Origin of the sequence: Variovorax sp. EL159, assembly GCF_900100965.1 — a bacterium.
GTDB lineage: Bacteria > Pseudomonadota > Gammaproteobacteria > Burkholderiales > Burkholderiaceae_C > Variovorax.
Window position 1 is genome coordinate 469105 of sequence record NZ_FMUJ01000002.1, and the last position, 23859, is coordinate 492963.

Below are 23859 nucleotides of genomic sequence, written 5' to 3' on the forward strand. Positions count from 1 at the left end.
GCATTCGCTGAACACAAAGCAAGCACAAAGGCAGACAAGCACATGGTCCAACGTCCCCCCGCGGCAGGCGGCATGAATGACGCACCCGGCATCACCCGCAGAAACGTGTTGTCGGCACTGGCCCTTGCCGCCGGCGGCACGCTGGCAGGCGGATTGCCGCGCCAGGCATGGGCCGCCGAGGCGTGGCCTACGAAGCCGCTGCGCATCATCGTGCCCTTTGCGCCGGGTGGCGGCGCCGACGGCTCGGCGCGCGTGCTGGCCGAGGTGCTGGCGCCGCAGTTGGGGCAGGCGGTGGTGGTGGAAAACAAGCCGGGCGCGGGCAGCGCGATCGGCGTGGCGGCGGCGGCGCAAAGCCGCGACGGCCACACGCTGCTGATGGGCAGCAACAGCATGGTGATCAACCCGGTGCTGAACCCCAAGCTGAGCTATGACGTGGCGCGCGATTTCGACGCGATCGGCATGGTGTCGCGCCAGCCGCTGGTGCTGGTGGTGCCCGCGGACTCGAAGGCCATGAGCGTCGGCGACCTGATCGCGCAGGCCAAGGCGCAGCCCGGCAGGCTCAGCGCGGGCAACAGCGGCACGGGCACGCTGGCGCACCTGACGGCCGAGCTGTTCTCGCTGGAGACCGGCACTTCGCTGGTCAGCGTGCCGTACAAGGGCGAGAGCGCGCTGATGCCCGACCTGATCTCGGGGCTGGTGTCGATGGGCTTCCTGAACCTGCCGAGCGTGATCATTCATATCCGCTCGGGGCGCCTGCGGGCGCTGGCCGTGTCTTCGCCGCAGCCGGTGCCCGAGCTGACCAACGTGCCGACCTTCCGCAGCCTCAAGCTGCAGAGCCTGGAGGTCGAGGGCTGGGCCACGCTGGTCGCTCCGAAAGGCACGATCCCGAACGAAGGGCTGGCAAGGCTCGAGAAGCTGCTGGCCAGCGCGCTGCAATCCGACGTGGTGAAGAAGCGCTTCGACGCGCTGAGCCTGGAAACCTTCACGAGCGGGCGCGAGGCCACGGCCGAGTACCTGAAGGCCGAAGGCAACCGGTGGAGCCAGGTCGTCAAGACCCGCGGCATCCGGCTGGAGAGCTGACATGAGCACCAACACAGGCATGGGCAGCCACGTCATCGAAGCCGACGTGGTGGTGTGCGGCGGCGGTGTCGCGGGCACCATGGCCGCGGTCGCTGCGGCCCGGCAGGGCGCTTCGGTCGTTCTGGTGGAACGCTACGGGTTCCTCGGCGGCAATGCCACCGCGGGTGCGGTGGCGCAGTTCAACAGCTGGCAGACCGGCAACGGCCGCCGCGTGGTGGCGGGCCTGGCCGACGAGGTCGTCGCCAGGTTGCGGCTGTATGGCGCGGCGCGTTCGCACGAGCGCTTCGTGATGTCCACCGGGCACCACATGGACCGCGTGGAATACGCACCCGAGGTGCTCAAGCTGGCGCTCGACGACATGGTGGCCGAGGCCGGCGTGCGGCCATTGCTGCATGCGAACCTGCTGGACGTGGAATGCGAAGGCCGCCACATCGTCGGCATGCGCGTGCTCACCAAGGGCGGCGTGCTGCGCCTGCGCGCCAGCGTGCTGGTCGATGCCTCGGGCGACATGGACGCGCTGAAGCAGGCCGGCGCCCGCTTCCTGGAACTCGGCGACAACGAATCGCTGCAGCCGGCCACGATGATGTTCCGCTTCGGGCCCATCGATTTCGACCGCTTCGGCGCGCTCACGAAAGCCGAGCTGGCCGAGTTGGCCGCGCGAGGCTACGCGCAGGGTCAACTGGCGCGCGCCGCGTTGCATTCGAGCCGCGACCCGTACTCGACCGACGGCTGGTTCAACATCAGCCGCCTGGGCATCGACGCCACCGACCCGATGGCGCTGGGCGCCGCCGAGATCGAAGGGCGCCGGCAGGCCTGGAAGGCGGCGTGGTTCCTGACCCACTCCGTGCCCGGCTGCGAAGACGGCCGGCTGCGCGCCTTTGCGACCCAGGTGGGCGTGCGCGAGACCCGCAGGGTCGAGGGCGACCACGTGCTGACGGCCGAGGAGCTGTTGAAGCCGGTGCAGTTTCCTGATGCGATCGCGGCGGGCGCCTACCCCATCGACATCCACCCGGCCTCGGGCGGTTCGCTGCACTACGTGCCGATGGGCCCTGACCATGCCTACCAGATCCCGTACCGCAGCCTGATCCCGAGCACGCTCGACAACGCGCTGGTGGTCGGCCGGGGTATCTCGGCCAGCCACGAGGCGCTGGCGGCGATCCGCGTGATGACGATCTCGATGGCGGTCGGGCATGCGGCCGGCATCGCGGCGGCCATGGCCGCCAGGGCCGCGGACGCCGGCATGGCCGCGCAGGTCCGCGCGGTGCCCGTGCCGGCGCTGCGCGAGGCGCTGGTGCGCGGCGGCGCGGTGCTCGGCTAGGCCGGCAAAAAACTCAGAGCCAGTTGCCGCTTTGCGGCATCTGTACCTTCTCGGCCGGGTCGTTGCTCGTGACGAACGAGCCGATGGCGATGCTCAGCAGCGAGATGAAGATGCTCGCGAACAGGGCCGTCCAGAAGCCGGACACCCGGAACCCCTTCACCAGCGCCGCCACCAGCAGGATCATCAGCGCGTTGATGACCAGCAGGAAGAGCCCGAAGGTCACCAGCGTCAGCGGCAGTGTCAGGAAGATCAGCAACGGCTTGACGACGGCGTTGACCAGGCCCAGCAGCAGGGCGGACACCACCAGCGCGCCGGTGCTGTCGAACTTGAGCCCGCGAAACAGGTGGCTGGCCACCCAGAGCGAGATGGCGGTGATGGCCCAGTGAATGAGGAAAGGGGTCAGGTTGTTCATCATGATGTCGATGGTGTGTGGCAGCAGATGCAGAGTTTGTTTCCGTCCGGATCGCGGAAATAGGCGCCATAGTAGTCGGGGTGATAGTGCGGCCGCAGCCCCGGCGGGCCTTCGCACACACCGCCCCCGGCCAGCGCGGCGGCATGGGTGCGGTCGACGGTTGCGCGGTCGGCGGCCATCAGCGCCACCATCTGGCCGTTACCCGTCGTGGCCGCCTGGCCGTCGTACGGGGTACCCACCAGGAACAGCGGACGCGGCGCATCGGGGCTCTGCCAGCCGGCCCAGGGCCGAGTGTCGTCGCGAAACCTCAGCTTGAGGCCGAGCTCGTTCATGATCGACGCATAGAAGGAAAAGGCGCGCTCGAAGTCGGTCACGCCGACGAAAACATGGGACAGCATGCGGTGATTCTTCCTGAATGTTTTTCCGAGAGGCGGGGGGGCTCTTGAATCGTTACCCAGTGAAACAATAACCCACGGCCCGTTAAGATCGCCGACTCTTCGCGCCCCTGGGTCCCATGGGGCTTTCTCTTTGTGGCCGGATAAACAAGGGTCATGCGCCATATGGCCAATGCGTCGATCGCCAGTCTGACACCCGCCCCGGCTTCGGCCGACGAGGCCGAATCATGGGTGCGCGGCGAACTCATCCGCAGCCTGATGCGCTCCGCGCGCGGCTCCTACTTCGTCTCGTTCGCGCTGATGCCGGCGATGGTCGGCCTCAACTGGGGCTACGTGCCCCGCTGGGAGCTGATCACCTGGCTGGTGGCGGGCATCATCGCCACCGCCTGCCGCGCGTGGGGCGCACGGGTCTATGCCGTGCGCTACGCCGGCCGCAGCGCCACGGCGCAGCAGCAGTTCACCGAGCGCTATGGCTTCATCTGGAGCACCAGCGCGGTGGTGTGGGGCTTCTCGATCCTGCTGTTCTTCGAGCGCACGCCGCAGGTCAACCAGTTCATGAGCTGGCTCATCGTGGCGGGTGTAGGCACCTTTCCGCTCAACGGGCTGGCGCTGCATCCGCCGCTGCTCAAGCGCTACGTCAACACGCTGTTCATCACGATGCTGGGCGCGGTGGTGGTGCGGCTGTCGTTCATCATCGTGCAGCATCCGCAGTTCCAGTACAGCTACCTGATGCCGGTCCTGCCGATCCTTCACTGGTTCCTGCTGCTGCGGGCCGGGCGGCACATCCACGAGACGGCGCGCAACAGCCTGGAGCTGCTGTTCCACAACCACATCCTGATCAAGTCGCTCACCCAGCAGCGGCAGGCCGCGGTGTCGGCCGTGGCCATGAAGAACCGCTTCCTGGCCAGCGCTGCGCACGACATGCGCCAGCCGGTGCTGGCACTTTCGTTGTACGCCGACTGGCTGCGCAACGAGCCCGAACTGGTGCTGGAACTCGCGCCGAAGATCGTGCGCGCCACGCACGCGGTGAACGCGCTGTTCGACTCCATGTTCGACCTGGCGCGCATCGACTCGGGCCAGGTGCGGCTGCACATCGAGCGCGTGGACGTGTCCGAGCTGCTGCACGACCTCGAACTGCAATACCGCCCGGTGGCTGAAAGCCGCGGGCTCGACTTTCGCGTGCACCTGACCGAGGGCTCGTTCCTGACCGACCCGATCCGCGTGCGCCGCATGATCGGCAACCTGCTGGCGAACGCAATCAAGTACACGACCGAAGGCGGCGTGCTGCTCGCCGCGCGGCAGACGCGCGAAGGCATGCGCGTCGAGGTGTGGGACACCGGCATCGGCATCGCGCCCGAGCACCTGCGCGATGTGTTCCTGGAGTTCTACAAGGTCGCCGACCATGCCGGCACCTCGGACGGCTTCGGCCTGGGCCTGGCCATCGTCGCGCGGCTGTCGCACGTGCTGGGGCACCCGGTGAGCGTGCGTTCGCGGCTGGGCGGCGGCAGTGTGTTCCGCGTGGCCCTGCACGATGCGGACGAGGCCGTGGCGCAGGCGCGTGTGAGTGCGTCGGGCGGTTGATTTGCGCGCCAGCCTATCTGCACACTTTCGAACTCCCTGCATTCCCGAATCTCGACGCCCCGCAAAGGCGTAGGGGAGCTTGGGAAACCTTCAGTAACACCATCTACGATCCCCGTCGCATCGTTCGATGCCTCCAGAACCACGATTCTGTGAGCTGGAGACTATTTCTATTCGGGTGGGGGGATCAAATAGATGAAGAGACAAGTCAAGCACGTCTTGGCAGGGAGTGCCGTGCTCGTGTTGCTGAGCGCATGCGGGGGCGGCGGTGGTGGTTCGTCGGGAGGCGGCTTTCCATTTCCGGTGCCCGCACCATCGACGGGTGGGCCATCGTCCGATCCGACCGTGGCTTCGTCCCCGGTCGCGGTGGTGAAGGCGTCTTCCAGCGGAACGCTCGGCCAGGTTTTCACCGTGGATGGCAGCGCGAGCACCACGGCGAGTGGCAAGACCAGAACGTACCGTTGGGAGCTGCGGTCCAGGCCCGCCACGAGCGGTGCGGCGCTTGTCGATTCGGGCAGTGCGAAACCGTTCTTCCTGATGGATGTCGCAGGGGACTACATCGTTCGCCTGACCGTGAATGATGGAGAAAGAGACAGCGCGCCGGTGGACACGACGATCACGTCGGTGGTGCCGGTCATCCCTGGTCCAATTCTGAAGTTCGCGATCATTGAAACTACCGCAGCACTGGGTGTGCAAAGGTCCGGAACGTATGCGGCATGCGATGGATACAGGCCGGAACAATACCTTTCGGATTTCTGGTCTCCCGGAGTGAACGCGCGAACCTGCAATGCAGTAACGGGGCTTCCCTCGGACTTCAACACCCAGGGCCGTGGCTCGGGTAGCGCGCAGATTGCTGGGACATGGGTAACCCCCAGGGCTGTTGGTGCATACACCAACATGGCTCCCGGTGTGTTGCCTTCGGACACGCCTGCGACGCCGGTCAGCATGAGCTATGAGGCAACCACGAACATCGCGGGGCTGGCGCCTACACCTATAGGGAAGACCGCCGGATTCTCGATGGCCTACAGCGTTCCTGGCTACAGCATGGTCTACGTGCCCGACGTGGCGGGTCCACCTCCCCTGCGCCCCAAGGCCAGCTACCGAATCGTCGGGTCGGTGACGCCGCAGAATGCGCCGCCGGGATGGGAGGCCTATGTTGAAACGCTTGTGCAGATCGATGTCACTGCCTATACCGGCCTGAACTTCAATTCTCGGTTCACTGTTTATTCAAAGAAGTTCAGCGCGGATTTTTCCGAGAACGTCGAATTTGATCTCAATGCGGTGGCCTACAGCCAGTTCGCCGGCAATCAGGCGACGTATGAAATAGCGGTGTCCCACCAAGTGGCATACCGACGCAAGGCCAACTGAGGTTCGGGCTGCCGTGCCATCGGCGCGGCTGGTCCTTTCCGGATAAAAAAACCGCGCACAAGGCGCGGTTTTTTTCTTCCGGGAATGCCGAGGAAACGGCGTCGTCAAACCTCGGGCGCTGTGATGGGCTCAGCCCGACAGCAGCCCGTTGGTGCGCGCGAAGTGCAGCGCCTGCGTGCGGCTCTTCACGCCCAGCCGGCGGAACAGGCGCCACAGGTGCACCTTCACCGTGTGTTCGCTGATCTCCAGGTCAGTGGCGATGTCGCGGTTGCTCATGCCCTTGTCGAGCATGGCGATCAGCTGCGTTTGGCGCTTGGACAGCTTGCCGCTGTTGGCCGCCGGCGGCTCGTCGGTTTCTTCGGAGCCGGCCATCAGCAGGCCGCGCAGTGCAGCCGCCAGTTCGTTCGAGCTGGCCGACTTCTCGATGTAGGTGTCGGCGCCCGCTTCGATGCAGGCGTCTTCCATGTCCGCGGCCGGTGCCGCCGAATACACGGCGATCGGCACGTTGGGGTAGACCTGCTTGACCGCGATCACGCCCGAGACGCCATTGGTGTCCGGGAGCTTCAGGTCCAGGCAGAAAAGGGTGGGAGCGCCACGCTGCTGGACAGAGCCCGCGAGCTTGTCGAGGCGCTCGAGTTCGACGATGTTCTCGGCTGGGCGCAGGCGCCGCAAGACCATCACGATCGCGTCGCGCATCAGGGGGTGGTCGTCGATGACATAAATGCTCATGTTTTCTTCCTTTGTGATCGCACCGTCTTCTCTCTTCCTGCTCACCGGCGGATAGGCCGGTGGGTCTCATGCCGGATCAACTTCCTTGGGTTGTGGACGTTGCCTCCGCCAGTGCCTCCAGCGCCTCGGTGACGGCGCGTGATCCTTCCGTGTCGAGCGGCTCGAGCTGCGCGGCCAGGGTGGCCAATGCAGCGCCGCGCTGTTCCTGCAAAGTCGCGATGGTACGGCCAGCTTCTTGCGGCGAGGTGAAACCACGGCTTTGCAAGAGGGTCTCGCCGCGCGCGTCGAGCAGCTTGAAGTAGAAGAGCCCGTCGGCGCGCTCGCGGTATTGCTTGAAGCTGGGCCGGGCGACCTTGGCCGCCTTGGCGCCGCCCTGGTTCTTGCCCGCCGCGAGGTTGCGCAGGCCGACCGCGTGGCGAAGGCGGGTCATGAAGGGTTTGGAGAGGTCGCGTGCCTTCTCTGCGCCGATGAGCAGGATGCGCTCGATCTCGGCCGGGTTGTTCATGAGCGCGTCGTAGCGCGCGCGCAGCGGTGCCACTTCGAGGTCGATGCGCTCGAACAGCAGTTGCTTGGCGTCGCCCCAGCCAATGCCGTCGGCATAGGCCTTGCGCAGCATCTCGGTCTCGTCGGCATCGGCAAAGGCCTGGTAGATCTGGAAGAGCGCGGAGCCCTCGGTGTCCTTGGGCTCGCCGGGCGCGCGCGAGTCGGTCACGATGCTGGCGATCTGCTTTTGCAGATACGCGCGCGCTGCGAACAGCGGGATCGTGTTGTTGTAGCTCTTGCTCATCTTGCGGCCATCGAGGCCGGGCAGGGTGGCAACGGCGTCGTCGATCTCGGCGTCGGGCAGCGTGAAGTGCTCGCCGTACTGGTGGTTGAAGCGCTGCGCCATGTCGCGCGCCATCTCGATGTGCTGCACCTGGTCGCGGCCCACCGGTACCTTGTGGGCGTTGAACATCAGGATGTCGGCGCCCATCAGCACCGGGTACATGAACAGGCCCGCCGTGACGTCGGCGTCGGGGTCTTCGCCCTTGGCCACGTTCTTGTCGAGCTGCGCCTTGTAGGCATGGGCGCGGTTGAGCACGCCCTTGCCGGTGACACAGGTCAGGAACCACGTCAGCTCGGGAATCTCGGGAATGTCCGACTGGCGATAGAAGGTGACGCGCTCGGGGTCGAGCCCGCAGGCCAGCCAGCTCGCGGCAATCTCCAGCGTGGAGCGCTGGATCTTTTCAGGCTCCTGCACCTTGATGAGCGCGTGGTAGTCGGCCAGGAAGAAGAAGCTCTCGACACCGGGCGCGACGCTTTGCCGCACCGAGTGGCGGATCGAGCCGACGTAGTTGCCGAGGTGCGGCGTGCCCGAGGGCGTGATGCCGGTCAGGACGCGCAGGGGAGCTGAAGAAGACGAAGCCATGTGACGTACGTACGGAGAAACTTAGAGCAGCAATGCCTTGAGCGGCGTAATGATCAGGTTGATGACGGTGTAGCCGACGTCCATCAGCGGCCGCAGCCAGTAGTTGCTGACGATGCCCGCGAGCACCAGCGCCATCACGATGAAGAAGCCATAGGGCTCGATGCGCGCAAGGAAATTCTGCGCCGGCCCGTTGGGCAGCAGGCCCGCGAGCACGCGCCCACCGTCGAGCGGCGGCAGCGGGAACAGGTTGAAGGCCCACATCACGAGGTTGACCAGCACGCCGCCCTGCGCCATCTTGATGAAAAAGGTTTCATTGATGCCGACCGCGACCAAGGTCACCAGCACCAGCGCCCACAAGATGGCCTGGATGAAGTTGGAGACCGGCCCCGCCAGCGCCACCCAGACCATGTCGCGCTTCGGATGGCGCAGCCGCCCGAAGTTGACCGGCACCGGCTTGGCATAGCCGAACAGGAAGGCACCCGATGTCGCGAAGTACAGCATCAGCGGCATCAGGATGGTCCCGATGGGGTCGATGTGCTTCATCGGGTTGAGGGTGACGCGTCCCATCACCTCGGCCGTGTTGTCGCCGAAATGGCGCGCCACATAGCCGTGGGCCGCTTCGTGCACGGTGATCGCGAAGATCACGGGCAGTGCGTAGATGAGAACGGTCTGTATCAGATTGGAAATATCCACCGGGCGATTGTGTCAGACAGGCAATAGTTATCAGGCGCAACTTTTCAGAGGCCGAGCACGGCCAGCGCGCCGCGTCCCTGCCGCACCACCACGGGGTCGTCGCCCGTGCCCATGGGCGTCAGGTCGACCACGGTGGTCGGCTGCGACGGGCAGGCACCGGCGTCGATGACGGCGCCGATCTGCTTCTCGAAGCGTTCGCGGATGGTCTGCGCATCGTTCAGCGCTTCGGTTTCGCCGGGCGCGATCAGGGTGGTGGCGAGCAGCGGCGCGCCGTGCAACGCGAGCAGCTCCAGCAGCACCTTGTGGTCGGGCACGCGCAGGCCGATGGTCTTGCGTTGCGGATGGCTCACGCGGCGCGGCACTTCCTTGGTGGCTTCGAGCAGGAAGGTGTACGGGCCGGGCGTGGCGGCCTTCAGCAGGCGGTACTGCTTGTTGTCGACGCGCGCGTAGTTGGCCAGCTCGCTCAGGTCGCGGCACAGCAGCGTGAGGTGGTGCTTCTCGTCGACCTGGCGGATGCGGCGCAATTGGTCGACTGCGTCCTTGTCGTCGAGGTGACAGGCCAGCGCATAGCTGGAGTCGGTGGGCACGGCGACGATCTCGCCGCGCTCCAGCAGCGCAACGGCCTGCTTCAGCAGCCGCTGCTGCGGGTTCTCGGGGTGGACTTCGAAGTACTGGGCCATAAGCTATCTCCTGATCAGGATTCCGCGGGTTCGATGGGCACGCGCCGCTCGCGCACCGTGAGCCATGCACCGGCCGCGCCGCAGACCGCGATCATCGCCATGCCGAGCAGCGAGAAGCGATCGGGCACGTGAGAAAAAATGAGCCAGCCGCCCAGCATCGCAAAGGCGATCTGCGCATACAGGTAAGGCGTGAGCGTGGACGCAGGCGCGCGCTGGTACGCAAGGATCAGCATGAAGTGTCCCACCGTGCCCATGAAGCCCATGAGGCACAGCAGCGCCCACCATTCCCACGAGGGCAGGGCGGTCCACACGAAGGGCAGCGCGCATGAGGCAATCAGCGTGCCGACCCAGCCCGTATAGAAATGCATCGTGAGCGGGTTCTCGGTCTGCGCCAGCTTGCTGGTGAGCACCTGGAACCAGGCGTTGGTCATCACCAGCCCGAGCGGCAGCAGCACGGCCCAGCTGAACGCGCTGCCGCCGGGCCGAAGAATCACCAGCGTGCCGATGAAGCCGCCCGCCACCAGCGACCAGCGCAGCGGCGACACATGCTCCTTGAGCGTGGTCGCGGCCAGCAGCGTGATGACCAGCGGCGCGATCAGCACGATCGAGGTGAACTCGGCCAGCGGCATGTAGCGCAGGCTCAAGAACGAAAAGATGCTCGACGACAGCAGCAGCGCGCCGCGCAGCACTTGGTAGCGCGGATGCCGGGTGCGCAGCAGCGAGGGGCCGTGCAGCGGCAGCAGCACCATCGTGGTGGCGACCGCCTGGAAGGCATAGCGGAACCACACGCCCATGAGGATGGGCACGCCGAGCGTGGAGTACTTGGTGGCGGTGTCGAGCGTGGCAAAGCAGGCCACCGCCACGATCACCAGGCCGATGCCCGCGAGGATGCGTTCCGATTCCTTGCTGCGGCTTTGCTGCTGCGCCGCGCGTGCATTCGCCAGCGCAACGGTCGCCGCGTTGTCGATGCCGGGCCCGGGGCTCTGGCTCACTGCTGGATGCGGTGGCCGAGCAGTTCCCACACCGGCGTGAGTGCGCCGGGCAACGGTGGCAGCTTGCCGAGATCGCAGTGGCTCTCGTCGGGGCTGTGGAAATCGCTGCCGCGCGAGGCGGCGAAATCGAACTCGAGCGCCTTGTCGGCGTATTCGACGTATTCGGCCGGCGTGTGGCTGCCTGTGACGACCTCGATCGCCTGGCCGCCATGCGCCTTGAATTCGAGAAACAGCGCGTACTCCTCGTTGGCCGTGAACTTGTAGCGGCCGGGGTGTGCGATCACGGCCATGCCCTGGGCGGCGGTGATCCAGTGCACCGCGTCTTTCAGCGAGGCCCAGCGATGCGGCACGTAGCCGGGCTTGCCTTCGGTGAGGAACTTGCGAAACACCTCGGGGGTGTCCCGGCAGTGGCCCTGTTCGACCAGAAAGCGCGCGAAGTGCGTGCGCGAAATCAGTTCGGGGTTGCCGACGAAGCGCAATGCGCCTTCGTAAGCGCCGTGGATGCCGACCTTGGCCAGCCCCTCGGACATCTCTTGCGCGCGCTTGCCGCGGCCGCCGCGCGTGTCGTACAAGCCCTGCGTCATGGCCGCGTCGTCGGGGTCGAAGCCCAGGCCGACGATGTGCACGGTCTCGCCCGCGAAGGTCACCGAGATCTCGGTGCCGGTGAGGTAGCGCATGCCGTTGGCGCGCGCCGCGGCGGCTGCGCGGTGTTGGCCGCCGACCTCGTCATGGTCGGTGAGGGCCCACAGTTCGACCCCGTTGGCGGCCGCGCGTGCGGCCAGTTCTTCGGGCGTCAGTGTGCCGTCGGAGACCACGGAGTGGCAGTGAAGATCGGCATTGAGAATGGTGGACACCCCGCCATTCTATGGGGTCTCGAATATCGATGCGGGCGCATGGATGCTGCGCGAGACGCTACTAAATAAATAGCATTAATGGCCCGCTTCATGCGGCGTCACAAGGTGCGAAGAAACCGTCGCGAGCGCCCCGAGCTTGCATCGAGGACCGGAGCCGTACTCTGTACGGTGAGGACCGCAGGTGCGAGATCGGGGTGCGCAGCAGGTTTATTCGCGCCTTGTCAGCGCTTCTTGCGAAAAGCAGCCCACGCCGCTACCGCGGTGAAGGTTGCGACGATCGCCACCACGATCCAGAAGCCGTGTTTGTGGTCCGCCAGCGGAATGCCGCCCACGTTCATGCCGAACAGGCCGGCCAGGATGTTGATGGGCAGCGCCAGCACCGTGACCACCGTCAGCACGAACAGGCTGCGGTTGTTGTCTTCGTTGACGTTGGCCGCTATTTCTTCCTGCAGCAGCTTGATGCGCTCCTGCAGCGCCTGCATGTCGCGAAGCACCACCGAGAACTCTTCCGTCGAGCCGCGCAGCTCCTGCACGTCGGGCTCGGCCATCCACGCGGGCGGGCCCTGCAGCAGGCGGAAGAGGGCGGCCGGCTCGGGCGCCAGCAGCCGTTGCAGCCGCACCAGCAGCCGGCGCAGCACGCCGAGCCGCGCGCGCTTGTGGTCGAGGCGGCCCGCCAGCAGTTCGTCTTCGATGCGGTCGATGCGCGAGGTCACGCCGCGCACGATCTTCACCAGCACATCGGCCTGCGCGCGCAGCAGGTGTTCGAGCAGTTCGGTGCTGGAGCGCGGCGCGTCGCCCGCCTTCACCGCCGTGCGCAGCGCATCGACCGAGCGCAGCGGCTTGGTGCGCGCCGTGACCACCAGGCGCGGGCCCACGCTGATCCACAGGGTGGAGATGTCCGAAGGCTCGAAGCTGAACTCGAAGTGCACGTCGTTGATGACGGCGATCAACGAATCGTCGGCCCGCTCGATGCGCGTGGAGGGCAGGCCCTCGTGCAGCGTCTCGTAGAAGGTGTCCGACAGGTTCGCGTGCCGCACCAGCCAGCGCTCCGCGTGCGCATGGCTCAGGTTGAAGTGCAGCCAGACGTAGGCCGGGTTCTCGCCCTCGTCGTCGCCACTGCTGCTGCGCCGCTCGGCCAGCCATGCCGCGGCCTGCGCCGAGTCGATGGCCCGCGCGGGTTCCGGCGCCGAGGCGTCGAACAGGTAACCGGAAATCAGTCCGGCTTCGTCGCCGCCATAAGACTGGGCCGCGAGGTCATGAAATGCCGACAAGGTGCGTGATCAGAAAACAGGTCAGGGAAAACGGGGCAAAAGCAGTGGCAGGTCAGAACAGGCGGGTGAACAGCCAGTAGAGCGAACCCGACAGCAGCATCGCCACCGGCAGCGTGAGCACCCAGGCCAGCGCGAGGTTGCGCAGCGTGGACATCTGCAGGCCCGAGCCGCTGGCCGTCATCGTGCCGGCCACACCGGACGACAGCACGTGCGTGGTCGACACCGGCAGGCCGTACATGTCGGCCGCGCCGATCGTGAGCATGGCCACCACTTCGGCCGATGCGCCCTGCGCATAGCTCAGGTGCGTCTTGCCGATCTTCTCGCCCACCGTGACCACGATGCGCTTCCAGCCGATCATCGTGCCCAGGCCGAGCGCGATGGCGACCGCGATCTTGACCCACAACGGGATGAAGCGCGTTGCCGTGTCCAGCTCTTCGCGGAAGGCGCCGACGCGCAATCTGGTTTCGTCGTCGAACTTCGCGGCGCCGCTCTTGTCGAGGTGGCGAATGGCTTCGGAGGCCAGGTACATGTCGTTGCGCACGTTGGCCACGGATTCGGCCGGCACGGCGGCCAGCGAGCCGTGTTCCTTCACCTGCTGGCCGATGCTGCCGGCAGTGATCGCCAGGGCCGGCACCACCGATGGATTGAATTCGCGGGTGCGCACATAGTTGGAGAGCGTTTCGCGCGCGGCCGCGGGCTGCAGCGCGGGCAGCGAGGTCGGCACGTTGCGGCTCAGCGCGTTCTGCGCCATCTCGGCCACGGCCACGAACTTCACGCTTTCGTTGGCGGGCATCGTGCGGTTCAGCGCATAGGCCATCGGCACCGTGCCCACCAGGATCAGCATGATCAGGCCCATGCCCTTCTGTCCGTCGTTGGAGCCGTGCGCGAACGACACGCCGGTGCAGGTCAGGATCAGCAGGCCGCGAATCCACCACGGCGGCGGCTCGGTGCCCTTGGGCTCTTCATACAGTGCACGGTTCTTCACGAAGGCGCGCAGCGCCAGCAGCAGCAGGGCGGCGCAACCGAAGCCGACCAGCGGCGACAGCAGCAGCGAGTAACCCACCTTGGTGGCCTGTGCCCAGTCGACGCCGCTGGTGCCGTCGCGCCCGTGCATGAGCGCGTTGGCCACGCCCACGCCGATGATCGAGCCGATCAGCGTGTGCGACGAAGAAGCCGGCAGCCCGAGCCACCACGTGCCCAGGTTCCAGATGATGGCGGCGATCAGCAGCGCGAACACCATCGCGAAGCCCGCGCCCGAGCCCACCTGCAAGATCAGTTCGACCGGCAGCAGCGCGATGATGCCGAAGGCCACCGCGCCGCTGGACACCAGCACGCCCAGGAAGTTGAAGAAGCCCGACCACACCACCGCGAAGTTGGGCGGCAGCGAGTGGGTATAGATGACGGTCGCCACGGCGTTGGCCGTGTCATGGAAGCCGTTGACGAACTCGAAGCCCAGCGCAATTAGCAGCGCCACGCCCAGAAGAATGTAGGGAACCCAGGTCGTGACCGGCGCACCCGAGGCGGTGACGTCGCCCACGAGGCTCCAGGCCGTGAACAGAAGGCCCGCGGCCAGCAGGCCCACGAAGGTGATCAGCGTGATCGGGCCGGGCTTGGCGTCGAGCTTGGGCCGGTGCGCGGCGGCGGGCGCCGGCGGTATCTCGGCGTGGGGAGCGGCGAGCGTGTTCATGGGCGCTTTGTTCGTGTTGGAGTGGCTGCAGATGGTGTTCGCGGCATATGACAAAGCTGTGTCGGCGGCCCGAAACCGTGTGTAAAGCGTCACGCGGCAGACATATGCGGCGGGCAGCATGCCCTTTCCTGCCCCATCCATCTCCTTTCTTTCCATCATGCTGACGAGCGCACTTCCCGACCACGAAGACCTGATGCAACGCATCGCCCGCGACCTGATCGACAGCTACGACGAAGAGCTCGAACTGGAGATCGAAGACCGCAACATCGACGGGCTCGACCCCTCCGCCCCGACCTCCACCGACAAGGCGGCCCGCCAGGCCTACTTCAAGGAGCTGTTCCGCCTGCAGGGCGAACTGGTCAAGCTGCAGGACTGGGTGCAGCACAGCAAGCAGAAGGTGGTCATTCTTTTCGAAGGCCGCGACGCGGCGGGCAAGGGCGGTGTCATCAAGCGCATCACGCAGCGGCTGAACCCGCGCGTGGCCCGCGTGGCCGCGCTGCCCGCACCCAACGACCGCGAGCGCACTCAGTGGTACTTCCAGCGCTATGCCGCGCACCTGCCGGCGGCCGGCGAGATGGTGCTGTTCGACCGCAGCTGGTACAACCGCGCCGGCGTCGAGCGCGTCATGGGCTTTTGCAGCGACGACGAGTACGAGGAGTTCTTCCGCACCGTGCCCGAGTTCGAGAAGATGCTCGTGCGCTCGGGCATCAAGCTCATCAAGTACTGGTTCTCCATCACCGACGACGAGCAGCACATGCGCTTTCTCGGCCGCATCCACGACCCGCTCAAGCAGTGGAAGCTGAGCCCGATGGACCTGGAAAGCCGTCGCCGCTGGGAGGAATACACCAAGGCCAAAGAGATCATGCTGGAGCGCACCCACATCCCCGAGGCGCCGTGGTGGGTGGTGCAGGCGGTCGACAAGAAGAAGGCGCGCCTGAATTGCATCAGCCACCTGCTGGGCCAACTGCCCTACCAGGAAGTGCCGCATCCGCCGGTCGAACTGCCGGCGCGCGTGCGCCACGACGACTACCTGCGCCAGCCGGTGCCGGCCAGCATGATCGTTCCCGAGATCTACTGACGACGGCTTGCGGCCGTTTGGCCGCCCGGCGCTTTGCCTGCACACTGCGCCATGGCCCGTCGTTCCACCGCTTCCGTCTTTGCCCGCGCTTACGAGCGCAACCTGAAGGCGCTCACCAAGCTCACGCTGAGCAACAGCAAGCGCGTGGCGGGCCAGGTCCAGCGCGCGACCGCCAAGCGACTCAAGCCGCCGCCCGGCAAGGGCGACTGGCTCAGCGGCATGGCGATGGGAGCGGGCGGTGCGCGGGGCTATCACCTGTTCCGGCCAGCAGACCTCGACCTGCAGCCCGGCGAGAAGCTGCCATTGATGGTCATGCTGCACGGCTGCGGCCAGACCGGGCGCGACTTCGCGGCCAGCACCCGCATGAACGCGCTCGCGGTGCGCCACCGCTTCCTGGTGCTCTACCCCGAGCAAGACCGGCTGGCCCATCCGCAGGGCTGCTGGAACTGGTACGAGCGCCGCTCCGGCAAGGCCGATGCCGAGGCCGCCACGCTGATGGCCGCCATCGACCAGGCCTGCATGCTCTACCCGGTCGACCGCGATCGCATGGCGCTGGCGGGCCTCTCTGCCGGCGCCAGCATGGCGGCCCTGCTGGCCACGCGCTACCCGAACCGCTTTCGCGCGGTCGTCATGCATTCGGGCGTGGCACCGGGCGCCGCGAAGTCGTCGGCCACCGCGCTCGGCGCCATGCGTGGCCAGAACGTGCCGCCGATGCCCGTCACCGCCGTCGGCAAGGCCATGGGGGCCGCGGCCGTCTTCACGACCCTGCCGCCGATGCTGGTGCTGCATGGCGATGCCGATGCGGTGGTGGCGCCCAGCAATGCCGCCAGCAGCGCGGCCGTGTGGGCCACGGCCATGGGCGCGCGGCCGGGGCCGTCGCGCGAGGTGCAGCGCGGCAAGCGCTACGCCATGCGCGTGACCGACTTCAGGCGCAAGGGGCGCACGGTCGTCGTGCTGTGCGAGATCGCGGGCCTGGGGCATTCATGGAGCGGCGGCGCGGCGCAGTTGATGTTCAGCGACCCGTCCGGGCCCGATGCCACGCGCATGGCCTGGGCGTTTGCGACTGCGCAGTTCAAGCACGCGGACAAGAGCTGATTGACGGTCTGGCTGGCTGACAGGCTGACCGATCCATCGGGCCGGTGAGAAGGCCGGGCGCGTGGCCATGACCTGCGAGGTCATTGCCGCGACGCGCCCTGCGTCGAACACTCGAGCCCTCATGACGCAGTCCCCCATGGCGGCCTCGGCCGCATCGCTTTCTTCCCCAGGCTGCAAGGGCGCGGGCGCGACGGCGCCCGGACGGCTCGGCCTGTGGGTCATGCTCAGCGGCACCTTCCTGGTGGTGCTGGACTTCTTCATCGTCAACGTCGCGCTGCCTTCGATGCAGCGCGAGCTGCAGGCCGGCACCGCCACCTTGCAGCTGGTGGTGGCCGGCTACGGCCTGGCCACCGCCGCCGGCCTGATCACCGGCGGCCGGCTCGGCGACATGTTCGGCCGGCGCCGCATGTTCATGTTGGGCCTGCTGCTGTTCACGCTGGCCTCGGCCGCCTGCGGCCTTGCGCCGAATGCCGAGCTGCTGGTGGCGGCCCGCGTGCTTCAAGGCCTGGCCGGCGCGCTGCTGCAGCCGCAGGTGCTGGCGATGATCGGCCTGGCCTTCACAGGCGAAGACCGTGCGCGTGCCTTCGCGGCCTACGGCCTCACGCTGGGGCTCGGCGCCACGTTGGGGCAGCTTGTGGGTGGCCTGCTGATCCATGCGGACCTGGCGGGGCTCGGCTGGCGCAGCTGCTTCCTTATCAACGTGCCCATCGGCCTGCTCGCGCTGGTGCTCGCGCCGCGCGTGATTCCACCGCTGGCGAGCGGCGGCAACAGCAGGCTCGACCTGGTCGGCATGCTGCTGGTGGCGGCCGGTTCGGTCGCCGTGGTGCTGCCGCTGGTGGAAGGCCGCCAGCAAGGCTGGCCGCTGTGGAGCTGGCTGTGCCTTGCCGCCGCGCTGCCCCTGCTGGCCGCGTTCGCCTTCCAGCAGCGCCGGCTTGCCGCGCGCGGTGGCGCGCCACTGGTGGCGCCCGCTCTGCTGGCGAACGGCCGCTTCGTCATGGGGCTGCTGACCACACTGGCCTTCTACGTGGGCAATGCCTCGCTGTACTTCGTGCTGGCCCTCTATCTGCAGCAAGGGCTGGCGCTGGACCCGCTGACCTCGGGCATCGTCTTCACGTCATTGGCGGTCGGCTTCTTCGCCACCTCGATGGCCGGTGCGCGCCTGGCACGCCGCTTCGGCGGCAAGCCGCCCATCGCGCTCGGCGCCCTCGTGCTGGCCGCAGGCCATGCGCTGCAGTTCGTCAACGTCGCCGGCTGGGCCGGGCACGCGCATGTGGTCGCGTGGATGGTGCCGCTGCTGCTGTTGCAGGGTGCGGGGCTCGGCATGGTGATGGCGCCGCTGGTGTCGACCGTGCTGGCCGGCCTGCCGGCGCAGCATGCGGGCGTGGCCTCGGGCGTGCTGTCGATGGTGCAGCAGGCGAGCAACGCGTTGGGCGTGGCGTTGATCGGCATCCTGTTTTATGGCCGACTGGGCAATGCGACAGATGCGGCCGGCTATTCGGCCGCGTTCGGCGTGGCGCTGGTCTACCTGATGGTGTCGGCGCTGTTGGTGGCGCTGCTGCATCGGCGAGGCAACCAGCCACCCGCTGCGCCAGGGTGAGTGCCCCGGTCGCCATGCCAAACTCCTGCCCGCATCACAGGACAGGCAGGAGCGACATGGACACCGGACTCGAACAACTGAATCAGGCACTGCGCGAGTTCGCCAAAGCCCGCGACTGGGAGCCCTTCCATTCGCCCAAGAACCTCGCGTCGGCGCTCTCGGTGGAAGCGGCCGAGCTGCTGGAGCATTTTCAGTGGCTGACCGAGGCACAGAGCCGGTCGCTCTCGCCCGAGAAGCGCGCCGAGGTCGGCACCGAGATCGCCGATGTCTTTCTCTACCTGCTGCAACTGGCCGACAAGCTGGGCATCGACCTCGTCGAAGCGGCAAAAAGCAAGATGGTCCAGAACGCGATCAAGTACCCGGTGCCGCCGCAGTCGCCGCTGGCCTGAGTACCTCCGTGTACGCCACCCGGCGTATTTCCCCTTCCTGGTGCATTCCGCAGACTCCTATCCATCGCCAGCCGTGCGCTGTCGACAAGGTTCAACCCACCCGGAGCAGGAGTCCATATGCAACGTCGTTTCACACTCAAGGCGCTCACCGCCGCCGTCGCGCTGGCCAGCATTTCTGCTGCGCCTGCATTCGCTGCCGACACCATCAAGGTCGGCGTGCTGCACTCGCTGTCGGGCACGATGGCCATCTCGGAAACCGTGTTGAAAGACACGGTGCTGATGGCCATCGACGACATCAACAAGAAGGGCGGCGTGCTGGGCAAGCAGCTCGAGCCCGTGGTGGTCGACCCGGCTTCCAACTGGCCGCTGTTCGCTGAAAAAACCAAGCAGCTGCTCGGCCAGGACAAGGTCTCGGTCATCTTCGGCTGCTGGACCTCGGTGTCGCGCAAGTCGGTGCTGCCCGTCGTTGAAGAAATGAACGGCCTGCTGTTCTACCCCGTGCAGTACGAGGGTGAAGAGCTCTCGAAGAACGTGTTCTACACGGGCGCCGCGCCCAACCAGCAAGCCATTCCGGCGGTCGATTACCTGATGAGCAAGGAAGGCGGCGGCGCCAAGCGCTGGGTGCTGCTGGGCACCGACTACGTGTACCCCCGCACCACCAACAAGATCCTGCGCGCCTACCTCAAGAGCAAGGGCGTGGCCGACAAGGACATCGACGAGAAGTACACCCCCTTCGGCCACAGCGACTACCAGACCATCGTGGCCGACATCAAGAAGTTCTCGGCCGGCGGCAAGACGGCGGTGGTGTCGACCATCAACGGCGACTCCAACGTGCCCTTCTACAAGGAACTGGGCAACGCGGGCCTGAAGGCCAAGGACGTGCCGGTCGTCGCCTTCTCGGTGGGCGAAGAAGAACTGCGCGGTGTCGACACCAAGCCGCTCGTGGGCCACCTGGCCGCCTGGAACTACTTCATGAGCCTGAAGAACCCGACCAACACGGCGTTCATCAAGGAGTGGAGCGAGTACGCGAAGGCCAAGAAGATCCCCGGCCACATGGACAAGCCGCTCACCAACGACCCGATGGAAGCCACCTGGATCGGCATCCACATGTGGAAGCAGGCGGTCGAGAAGGCCAAGAGCACCGACACCGACAAAGTGATCGCGGCGATGGCCGGCCAGACCTTCACGGCCCCCTCGGGCATCGTCTCGAAGATGGACGAGAAGAACCACCACCTGCACAAGAGCGTGTTCATCGGCGAGATCAAGGCCGATGGGCAGTTCAACGTGGTGTGGAAGACGCCGGGCCCGGTGAAGGCGAAGCCTTGGAGCCCGTACATCGAAGGCAATGACAAGAAGCCGGATTACCCGGCTGGCAAGTCGATGTAACTCTTCGACAACTCCCTTGCCTTGCTCCCTCTCCCCTTGGGGAGAGGGCGGGGGTGAGGGCAACGGCGGTCGATCTGGCCGCCGCGCTTTTTGGAAGGCCGCAAGCCCTCACCCCAACCCTCTCCCCAAGGGGAGAGGGGGCAACACGAATTCATGATGCTTCGACGAACCCTTCACTGCGCACTCGCCGCCATGCTCCTCATGGCATCGGCCGCCCACGCGCTGACCGCCGAAGAAGCGAAGGCCATCGCCTCCGGCGAATCCGAAGCCCGCATCGCCGCGCTCAACAAGGCCGTGCTCACGGCCGATGACAAGACCGCTGCCTTCATCCAGGCCATGTCCGACGACGCGGTCAAGTACACCGAAGACAAGGTCTTCGTGATGAAGGATGACAAGGGCTACGACCCCGTGACTGGCGCAGAGCTGAAAGTGCCCGACACCGCCGAAGACGTCGTCAACAACAACCTCATGCGCGGCGCGCTCGATGCCGCGCAGGCTGCACTCAAGCTCACGAGCAAAGACGATGCCGTGCGTGCCGAAGCCGCGCAGGCGCTCTTCAAGGAGCCCGACGAATCGCGCGTGCCCATGGTCGAGAAGGCGCTGGCCGCCGAGACCAACCCGAAGATCAAGGCGCAGCTCGAACTGGTGCGCGCCGCCAGCATGCTCACCAGCGCCGACAAGGCCAGGCGCCTCGCCGCGGCCAGGGAGCTGGGCAACAACCGCAACCCCGACACCAAGCTGCTGCTCAACCAGCGACTGGCCGACGAGACCGAAGCCGACGTGAAGGCGGCCATCTCCGCATCGATCGCCAACATCGACGGCGCGCTGGTCTGGGGCGACCGCATCAACGCCGTGTTCAGCGGCATCAGCCTGGGCTCGGTGCTGCTGCTGGCCGCGCTGGGCCTGGCCATCACCTACGGCCTGATGGGCGTCATCAACATGGCGCACGGCGAGCTGATGATGATCGGCGCCTACGCCACCTACGTGATGCAGGGCATCTTCCAGAAGTACATGCCCGAGGCGGCCTTCGGCTGGTACCTGGTCGCGGCGATTCCTGTGTCGTTCCTCGCATCGGCGCTGGTGGGCGCGGTGCTCGAGCGCGGCGTGATCCGCTTCCTGTACGGCCGCCCGCTCGAAACGCTGCTCGCCACCTGGGGCATCAGCCTCATGCTGCAGCAACTCGTGCGCTCGATCTTCGGCGCACAGAACGTCGGCGTCGAAAACCCCGGCTGGATGAGCGGCGGCTTCACCATGCTGAGCAACGTCACGCTGCCGTGGAACCGCATCTGCATCATCGTCTTCGCGGCGCTGGTGCTGCTGGCCATGGGCTGGCTCATCGGCCGCACGCGGCTGGGCCTGTTCGTGCGCGGCGTCACGCAGAACCGCCCGATCGCCTCGTGCATGGGCGTGAACACCGCGCGCATCGACACCTATGCCTTCGCGCTCGGCTCCGGCATCGCGGGCCTGGCGGGCTGCGCGCTGAGCCAGATCGGCAACGTCGGCCCCGACCTGGGCCAGAGCTACATCGTCGACAGCTTCATGGTGGTCGTGATGGGCGGCGTCGGCCAGCTCGCGGGCACCGTGTATGCGGCGCTGGGGCTGGGCATTCTCAACAAGTTCATCGAAGGCTGGGCGGGCGCGGTGCTCGCCAAGATCGCGGTGCTTGTCTTCATCATCATCTTCATTCAAAAGAGACCTCAGGGCATCTTCGCCATGAAGGGCCGGAGCGCAGAGGCATGAGCAAAGTCGTACTCCCCACCAAAGGCCCGCTATTGAGCGGCAAGGGCTGGACGGCCTTCTTCGTCGCGCTGATCGTGGTGTGCGCGGTCGCGCCGGTGCTCAACATCGTGGTGCCCGTCGACAGTCCGCTGCACATGAGCGACTACGCCGTGGCGCTGGTCGGCAAGATCATGTGCTACGCCATCTGCGCGCTGGCCATGGACCTGATCTGGGGCTACACCGGCATCCTCTCGCTGGGCCATGGCCTGTTCTTCGCGCTCGGCGGCTACATGATGGGCATGTACCTCATGCGCCAGATCGGCCGCGACGGCAACTACAAGAGCGACCTGCCCGACTTCATGGTGTTCCTCGACTGGAAGACGCTGCCCTGGCACTGGACCTTCAGCGACAGCTTCGTGATGACGCTGGTGCTGATCGTCGCGGTGCCGGGCTTCATCGCTTTCGTGTTCGGCTTCTTCGCGTTCCGCTCGCGCATCAAGGGCGTGTACTTCTCGATCATCACGCAGGCCATGACCTTCGCCGCGATGCTGCTGTTCTTTCGCAACGAGACGGGCTTCGGCGGCAACAACGGCTTTACCGACTTCAAGCGCATCCTGAACATTCCGATCGCCACGCAAGAGATGCGCATGACGCTCTTCGCGCTCACCGGCCTCACGCTGTTGGGTTTCTTCCTCTTCGCCAAGTGGCTCATCGGCAGCAAGTTCGGCCGCGTGCTGCAGGCCATTCGCGATGCCGAAACGCGCGTGATGTTCTCGGGCTACAACCCGCTGCCCTACAAGCTCACGATCTGGGTCATCTCCGCCGTCATGTGCGGCGTGGCCGGCGCGCTGTACGTGCCGCAGGTCGGCATCATCAACCCGGGCGAGATGAGTGCGGCCAACTCCATCGAGATCGCCATCTGGGCCGCGGTGGGCGGGCGTGCCACGCTGATCGGCCCCATCATCGGCGCCTTCATCGTCAACGGCGCCAAGAGCTGGCTGACCGTGGCGTACCCCGAGTACTGGCTGTACTTTCTCGGTGCGTTGTTCATTGCTGTCACGCTGTTCCTGCCGAACGGCATCGTGGGCCTGGTGCGCAAATGGTTGTCGAGGGAGAAGGCACCGGGCACGAACGCCGCCACGGTGGCCGAGCCTGTGCAGGAGGCGCGGCGCGCCGTCGCGGCGGAGCAGGGCGTCGAGCCCGCCGCCCTTGCCGCATCGCTGCCGGTTGACGCGAAGGGAGCACGCGCATGACGCCCGACCTGATGGACGCCGGCGCCGAGCGCGCGGCACGCGCCAGCGGCATGTCGCACGCCAGCGGCAGCACCGAATCGGGCGGCCGTGCCGCCGACTTCGGCCGCCACGTCACGCCGGGCGAAGTCGACGTCACGCACGGCCGCATCCTCTACCTCGAAGACGTGAGCGTGAGCTTCGACGGCTTCAAGGCCATCAACAAGCTGTCGCTCGATATCGCCCCGGGCGAGCTGCGCTGCATCATCGGCCCGAACGGTGCTGGCAAGACGACGATGATGGACATCATCACCGGCAAGACGCGGCCCGATTCGGGCACCGTGTTCTTCGGCAGCACCATCGACCTGCTGCGCCATCGCGAGGCCGACATTGCGCAACTGGGCATCGGCCGCAAGTTCCAGAAGCCGACGGTGTTCGAGCACCTGACCGTGTTCGAGAACCTCGAGCTGGCGCTCAAGACCAACAAGGGCGTGCGCGCGTCGATGCTGTTCAGGCTCGACTCGGCGCAGAGCGATCGGCTGGCCGAGGTGCTGGAGACGATTCACCTGGCCGACAGCGTGTCGCGCCTGGCCGGCAACCTGAGCCACGGCCAGAAGCAGTGGCTCGAAATCGGCATGCTGCTGATGCAAGACCCGAAGCTGCTGCTGCTCGACGAGCCCGTGGCCGGCATGACCGATGAGGAAACCGCTCGCACGGCAGAGCTGTTCCTCACGCTCAAGGGCAAGCATTCGCTGATGGTGGTGGAGCACGACATGAGCTTCATCCGCACCATCTCCGAGATCGTCACCGTGCTGTGCGATGGCTCCGTGCTGGCACAAGGCACGCTCGATGAAGTGCAGGCCGACGAGCGCGTGATCGAGGTCTATCTGGGCCGCTGAGG

At 66.4% G+C, this 23859-nt stretch carries 22 protein-coding genes; 12 read left to right on the top strand and 10 right to left on the bottom strand.

Annotated elements, in window-relative coordinates:
- Positions 1 to 42: 42 nt before the first annotated feature.
- Both BLQ28_RS08425 and BLQ28_RS08430 read left to right on the top strand, forming a co-directional pair.
- On the top strand, positions 43 to 1080 hold the full coding sequence (locus tag BLQ28_RS08425; RefSeq protein ID WP_256327225.1) for a Bug family tripartite tricarboxylate transporter substrate binding protein: 1038 nt from the start codon (positions 43 to 45) through the stop codon (positions 1078 to 1080).
- A gap of 1 nt (position 1081) precedes the next feature.
- Complete coding sequence (locus BLQ28_RS08430; protein ID WP_093238335.1) at positions 1082 to 2398, top strand: FAD-dependent oxidoreductase; 1317 nt, start codon at positions 1082 to 1084, stop codon at positions 2396 to 2398.
- A gap of 13 nt (positions 2399 to 2411) precedes the next feature.
- On the opposite strand, the gene BLQ28_RS08435 is transcribed toward BLQ28_RS08430, so the two are convergent.
- Positions 2412 to 2813, bottom strand: a complete 402-nt coding sequence (locus BLQ28_RS08435) for a phage holin family protein (protein WP_093238337.1) — start codon at positions 2811 to 2813, stop codon at positions 2412 to 2414.
- Entirely contained in the window at positions 2810 to 3208 is a 399-nt protein-coding gene (locus BLQ28_RS08440; RefSeq protein WP_093238338.1) for a VOC family protein, read from the bottom strand. The genes BLQ28_RS08435 and BLQ28_RS08440 overlap by 4 nt, the downstream gene beginning before the upstream one ends.
- Positions 3209 to 3361: 153 nt before the next feature.
- Between BLQ28_RS08440 and BLQ28_RS08445 the strand changes: the two genes are divergently transcribed.
- Together BLQ28_RS08445 and BLQ28_RS32560 are read left to right on the top strand one after the other, a co-directional pair.
- Positions 3362 to 4786, top strand: a complete 1425-nt coding sequence (locus BLQ28_RS08445; RefSeq protein ID WP_256327226.1) for a surface-behavior sensor histidine kinase ShkS — start codon at positions 3362 to 3364, stop codon at positions 4784 to 4786.
- A 192-nt stretch (positions 4787 to 4978) separates the two neighbouring features.
- A complete protein-coding gene (locus BLQ28_RS32560) occupies positions 4979 to 6151 on the top strand; it encodes a hypothetical protein (protein WP_143012451.1) in 1173 nt (390 codons plus the stop codon).
- Between the two features lie 129 nt (positions 6152 to 6280).
- Here the strand turns inward: BLQ28_RS32560 and BLQ28_RS08455 are convergent, their stop codons facing one another.
- From BLQ28_RS08455 to BLQ28_RS08490, 8 genes are all read right to left on the bottom strand, one after another.
- Positions 6281 to 6880: a LuxR C-terminal-related transcriptional regulator gene (locus BLQ28_RS08455; protein WP_093238343.1), complete on the bottom strand. Its 600-nt coding sequence runs from the start codon at positions 6878 to 6880 to the stop codon at positions 6281 to 6283.
- A gap of 76 nt (positions 6881 to 6956) precedes the next feature.
- Positions 6957 to 8288 carry a tryptophan--tRNA ligase gene (locus tag BLQ28_RS08460; RefSeq protein WP_093238344.1) on the bottom strand — a complete coding sequence of 444 codons (1332 nt, stop codon included), beginning with the start codon at positions 8286 to 8288 and terminating at the stop codon, positions 6957 to 6959.
- 21 nt (positions 8289 to 8309) lie between these two features.
- Complete coding sequence (locus tag BLQ28_RS08465) at positions 8310 to 8981, bottom strand: site-2 protease family protein (protein ID WP_093238346.1); 672 nt, start codon at positions 8979 to 8981, stop codon at positions 8310 to 8312.
- 44 nt (positions 8982 to 9025) lie between these two features.
- Positions 9026 to 9661: an L-threonylcarbamoyladenylate synthase gene (locus BLQ28_RS08470; protein WP_093238347.1), complete on the bottom strand. Its 636-nt coding sequence runs from the start codon at positions 9659 to 9661 to the stop codon at positions 9026 to 9028.
- A gap of 14 nt (positions 9662 to 9675) precedes the next feature.
- Positions 9676 to 10653, bottom strand: a complete 978-nt coding sequence (locus tag BLQ28_RS08475) for a DMT family transporter (RefSeq protein WP_093238349.1) — start codon at positions 10651 to 10653, stop codon at positions 9676 to 9678.
- The gene (locus BLQ28_RS08480) at positions 10650 to 11507 is read right to left on the bottom strand and encodes a 3',5'-nucleoside bisphosphate phosphatase (RefSeq protein WP_093238350.1); all 858 of its coding nucleotides are present in this window, start codon (positions 11505 to 11507) and stop codon (positions 10650 to 10652) included. Before BLQ28_RS08480 ends, BLQ28_RS08475 begins: the two co-directional genes overlap by 4 nt.
- Before the next feature lie 221 nt (positions 11508 to 11728).
- Positions 11729 to 12778, bottom strand: a complete 1050-nt coding sequence (locus BLQ28_RS08485; RefSeq protein WP_093238352.1) for a transporter — start codon at positions 12776 to 12778, stop codon at positions 11729 to 11731.
- Between the two features lie 52 nt (positions 12779 to 12830).
- Complete coding sequence (locus BLQ28_RS08490) at positions 12831 to 14465, bottom strand: inorganic phosphate transporter (protein ID WP_093239402.1); 1635 nt, start codon at positions 14463 to 14465, stop codon at positions 12831 to 12833.
- Positions 14466 to 14622: 157 nt separating this feature from the next.
- Between BLQ28_RS08490 and ppk2 the strand changes: the two genes are divergently transcribed.
- The 8 genes from ppk2 (at position 14623) to urtD (ending at position 23857) form a co-directional block, all read left to right on the top strand.
- Positions 14623 to 15543 (top strand): polyphosphate kinase 2, encoded by a 921-nt coding sequence (ppk2, locus tag BLQ28_RS08495; protein ID WP_176801053.1) that lies wholly within the window; start codon positions 14623 to 14625, stop codon positions 15541 to 15543.
- Between the two features lie 51 nt (positions 15544 to 15594).
- Positions 15595 to 16638 (top strand): extracellular catalytic domain type 1 short-chain-length polyhydroxyalkanoate depolymerase, encoded by a 1044-nt coding sequence (locus BLQ28_RS08500; RefSeq protein WP_093238353.1) that lies wholly within the window; start codon positions 15595 to 15597, stop codon positions 16636 to 16638.
- A 121-nt stretch (positions 16639 to 16759) separates the two neighbouring features.
- Positions 16760 to 18235, top strand: a complete 1476-nt coding sequence (locus tag BLQ28_RS08505) for an MFS transporter (protein ID WP_093238355.1) — start codon at positions 16760 to 16762, stop codon at positions 18233 to 18235.
- Positions 18236 to 18291: 56 nt separating this feature from the next.
- A complete protein-coding gene (locus BLQ28_RS08510; protein WP_093238356.1) occupies positions 18292 to 18624 on the top strand; it encodes a nucleotide pyrophosphohydrolase in 333 nt (110 codons plus the stop codon).
- A gap of 117 nt (positions 18625 to 18741) precedes the next feature.
- Positions 18742 to 20010, top strand: coding sequence for an urea ABC transporter substrate-binding protein (gene urtA / locus BLQ28_RS08515; protein WP_093238358.1), 1269 nt, complete (start codon positions 18742 to 18744; stop codon positions 20008 to 20010).
- A 192-nt stretch (positions 20011 to 20202) separates the two neighbouring features.
- Positions 20203 to 21750: an urea ABC transporter permease subunit UrtB gene (urtB, locus tag BLQ28_RS08520; protein ID WP_093238359.1), complete on the top strand. Its 1548-nt coding sequence runs from the start codon at positions 20203 to 20205 to the stop codon at positions 21748 to 21750.
- Entirely contained in the window at positions 21747 to 22982 is a 1236-nt protein-coding gene (gene urtC / locus BLQ28_RS08525) for an urea ABC transporter permease subunit UrtC (RefSeq protein ID WP_093238361.1), read from the top strand. The genes urtB and urtC overlap by 4 nt, the downstream gene beginning before the upstream one ends.
- Complete coding sequence (gene urtD, locus BLQ28_RS08530; protein WP_093238362.1) at positions 22979 to 23857, top strand: urea ABC transporter ATP-binding protein UrtD; 879 nt, start codon at positions 22979 to 22981, stop codon at positions 23855 to 23857. Before urtC ends, urtD begins: the two co-directional genes overlap by 4 nt.
- Positions 23858 to 23859: the final 2 nt, after the last annotated feature.

Excerpts from the sequence above, each read along its gene's own strand:
- BLQ28_RS08425 (WP_256327225.1), top strand. The coding sequence starts at position 43 with ATGGTCCAACGTCCCCCCGCGGCAGGCGGCATGAATGACGCACCCGGC.
- BLQ28_RS08430 (WP_093238335.1), top strand. The coding sequence starts at position 1,082 with ATGAGCACCAACACAGGCATGGGCAGCCACGTCATCGAAGCCGACGTG.
- BLQ28_RS08435 (WP_093238337.1), bottom strand. The coding sequence starts at position 2,813 with ATGATGAACAACCTGACCCCTTTCCTCATTCACTGGGCCATCACCGCC.
- BLQ28_RS08440 (WP_093238338.1), bottom strand. The coding sequence starts at position 3,208 with ATGCTGTCCCATGTTTTCGTCGGCGTGACCGACTTCGAGCGCGCCTTT.
- BLQ28_RS08445 (WP_256327226.1), top strand. The coding sequence starts at position 3,362 with ATGCGCCATATGGCCAATGCGTCGATCGCCAGTCTGACACCCGCCCCG.
- BLQ28_RS32560 (WP_143012451.1), top strand. The coding sequence starts at position 4,979 with ATGAAGAGACAAGTCAAGCACGTCTTGGCAGGGAGTGCCGTGCTCGTG.
- BLQ28_RS08455 (WP_093238343.1), bottom strand. The coding sequence starts at position 6,880 with ATGAGCATTTATGTCATCGACGACCACCCCCTGATGCGCGACGCGATC.
- BLQ28_RS08460 (WP_093238344.1), bottom strand. The coding sequence starts at position 8,288 with ATGGCTTCGTCTTCTTCAGCTCCCCTGCGCGTCCTGACCGGCATCACG.
- BLQ28_RS08470 (WP_093238347.1), bottom strand. The coding sequence starts at position 9,661 with ATGGCCCAGTACTTCGAAGTCCACCCCGAGAACCCGCAGCAGCGGCTG.
- BLQ28_RS08490 (WP_093239402.1), bottom strand. The coding sequence starts at position 14,465 with ATGAACACGCTCGCCGCTCCCCACGCCGAGATACCGCCGGCGCCCGCC.
- ppk2 (WP_176801053.1), top strand. The coding sequence starts at position 14,623 with ATGCTGACGAGCGCACTTCCCGACCACGAAGACCTGATGCAACGCATC.
- BLQ28_RS08500 (WP_093238353.1), top strand. The coding sequence starts at position 15,595 with ATGGCCCGTCGTTCCACCGCTTCCGTCTTTGCCCGCGCTTACGAGCGC.
- BLQ28_RS08505 (WP_093238355.1), top strand. The coding sequence starts at position 16,760 with ATGACGCAGTCCCCCATGGCGGCCTCGGCCGCATCGCTTTCTTCCCCA.
- BLQ28_RS08510 (WP_093238356.1), top strand. The coding sequence starts at position 18,292 with ATGGACACCGGACTCGAACAACTGAATCAGGCACTGCGCGAGTTCGCC.
- urtA (WP_093238358.1), top strand. The coding sequence starts at position 18,742 with ATGCAACGTCGTTTCACACTCAAGGCGCTCACCGCCGCCGTCGCGCTG.
- urtB (WP_093238359.1), top strand. The coding sequence starts at position 20,203 with ATGCTCCTCATGGCATCGGCCGCCCACGCGCTGACCGCCGAAGAAGCG.
- urtC (WP_093238361.1), top strand. The coding sequence starts at position 21,747 with ATGAGCAAAGTCGTACTCCCCACCAAAGGCCCGCTATTGAGCGGCAAG.
- urtD (WP_093238362.1), top strand. The coding sequence starts at position 22,979 with ATGACGCCCGACCTGATGGACGCCGGCGCCGAGCGCGCGGCACGCGCC.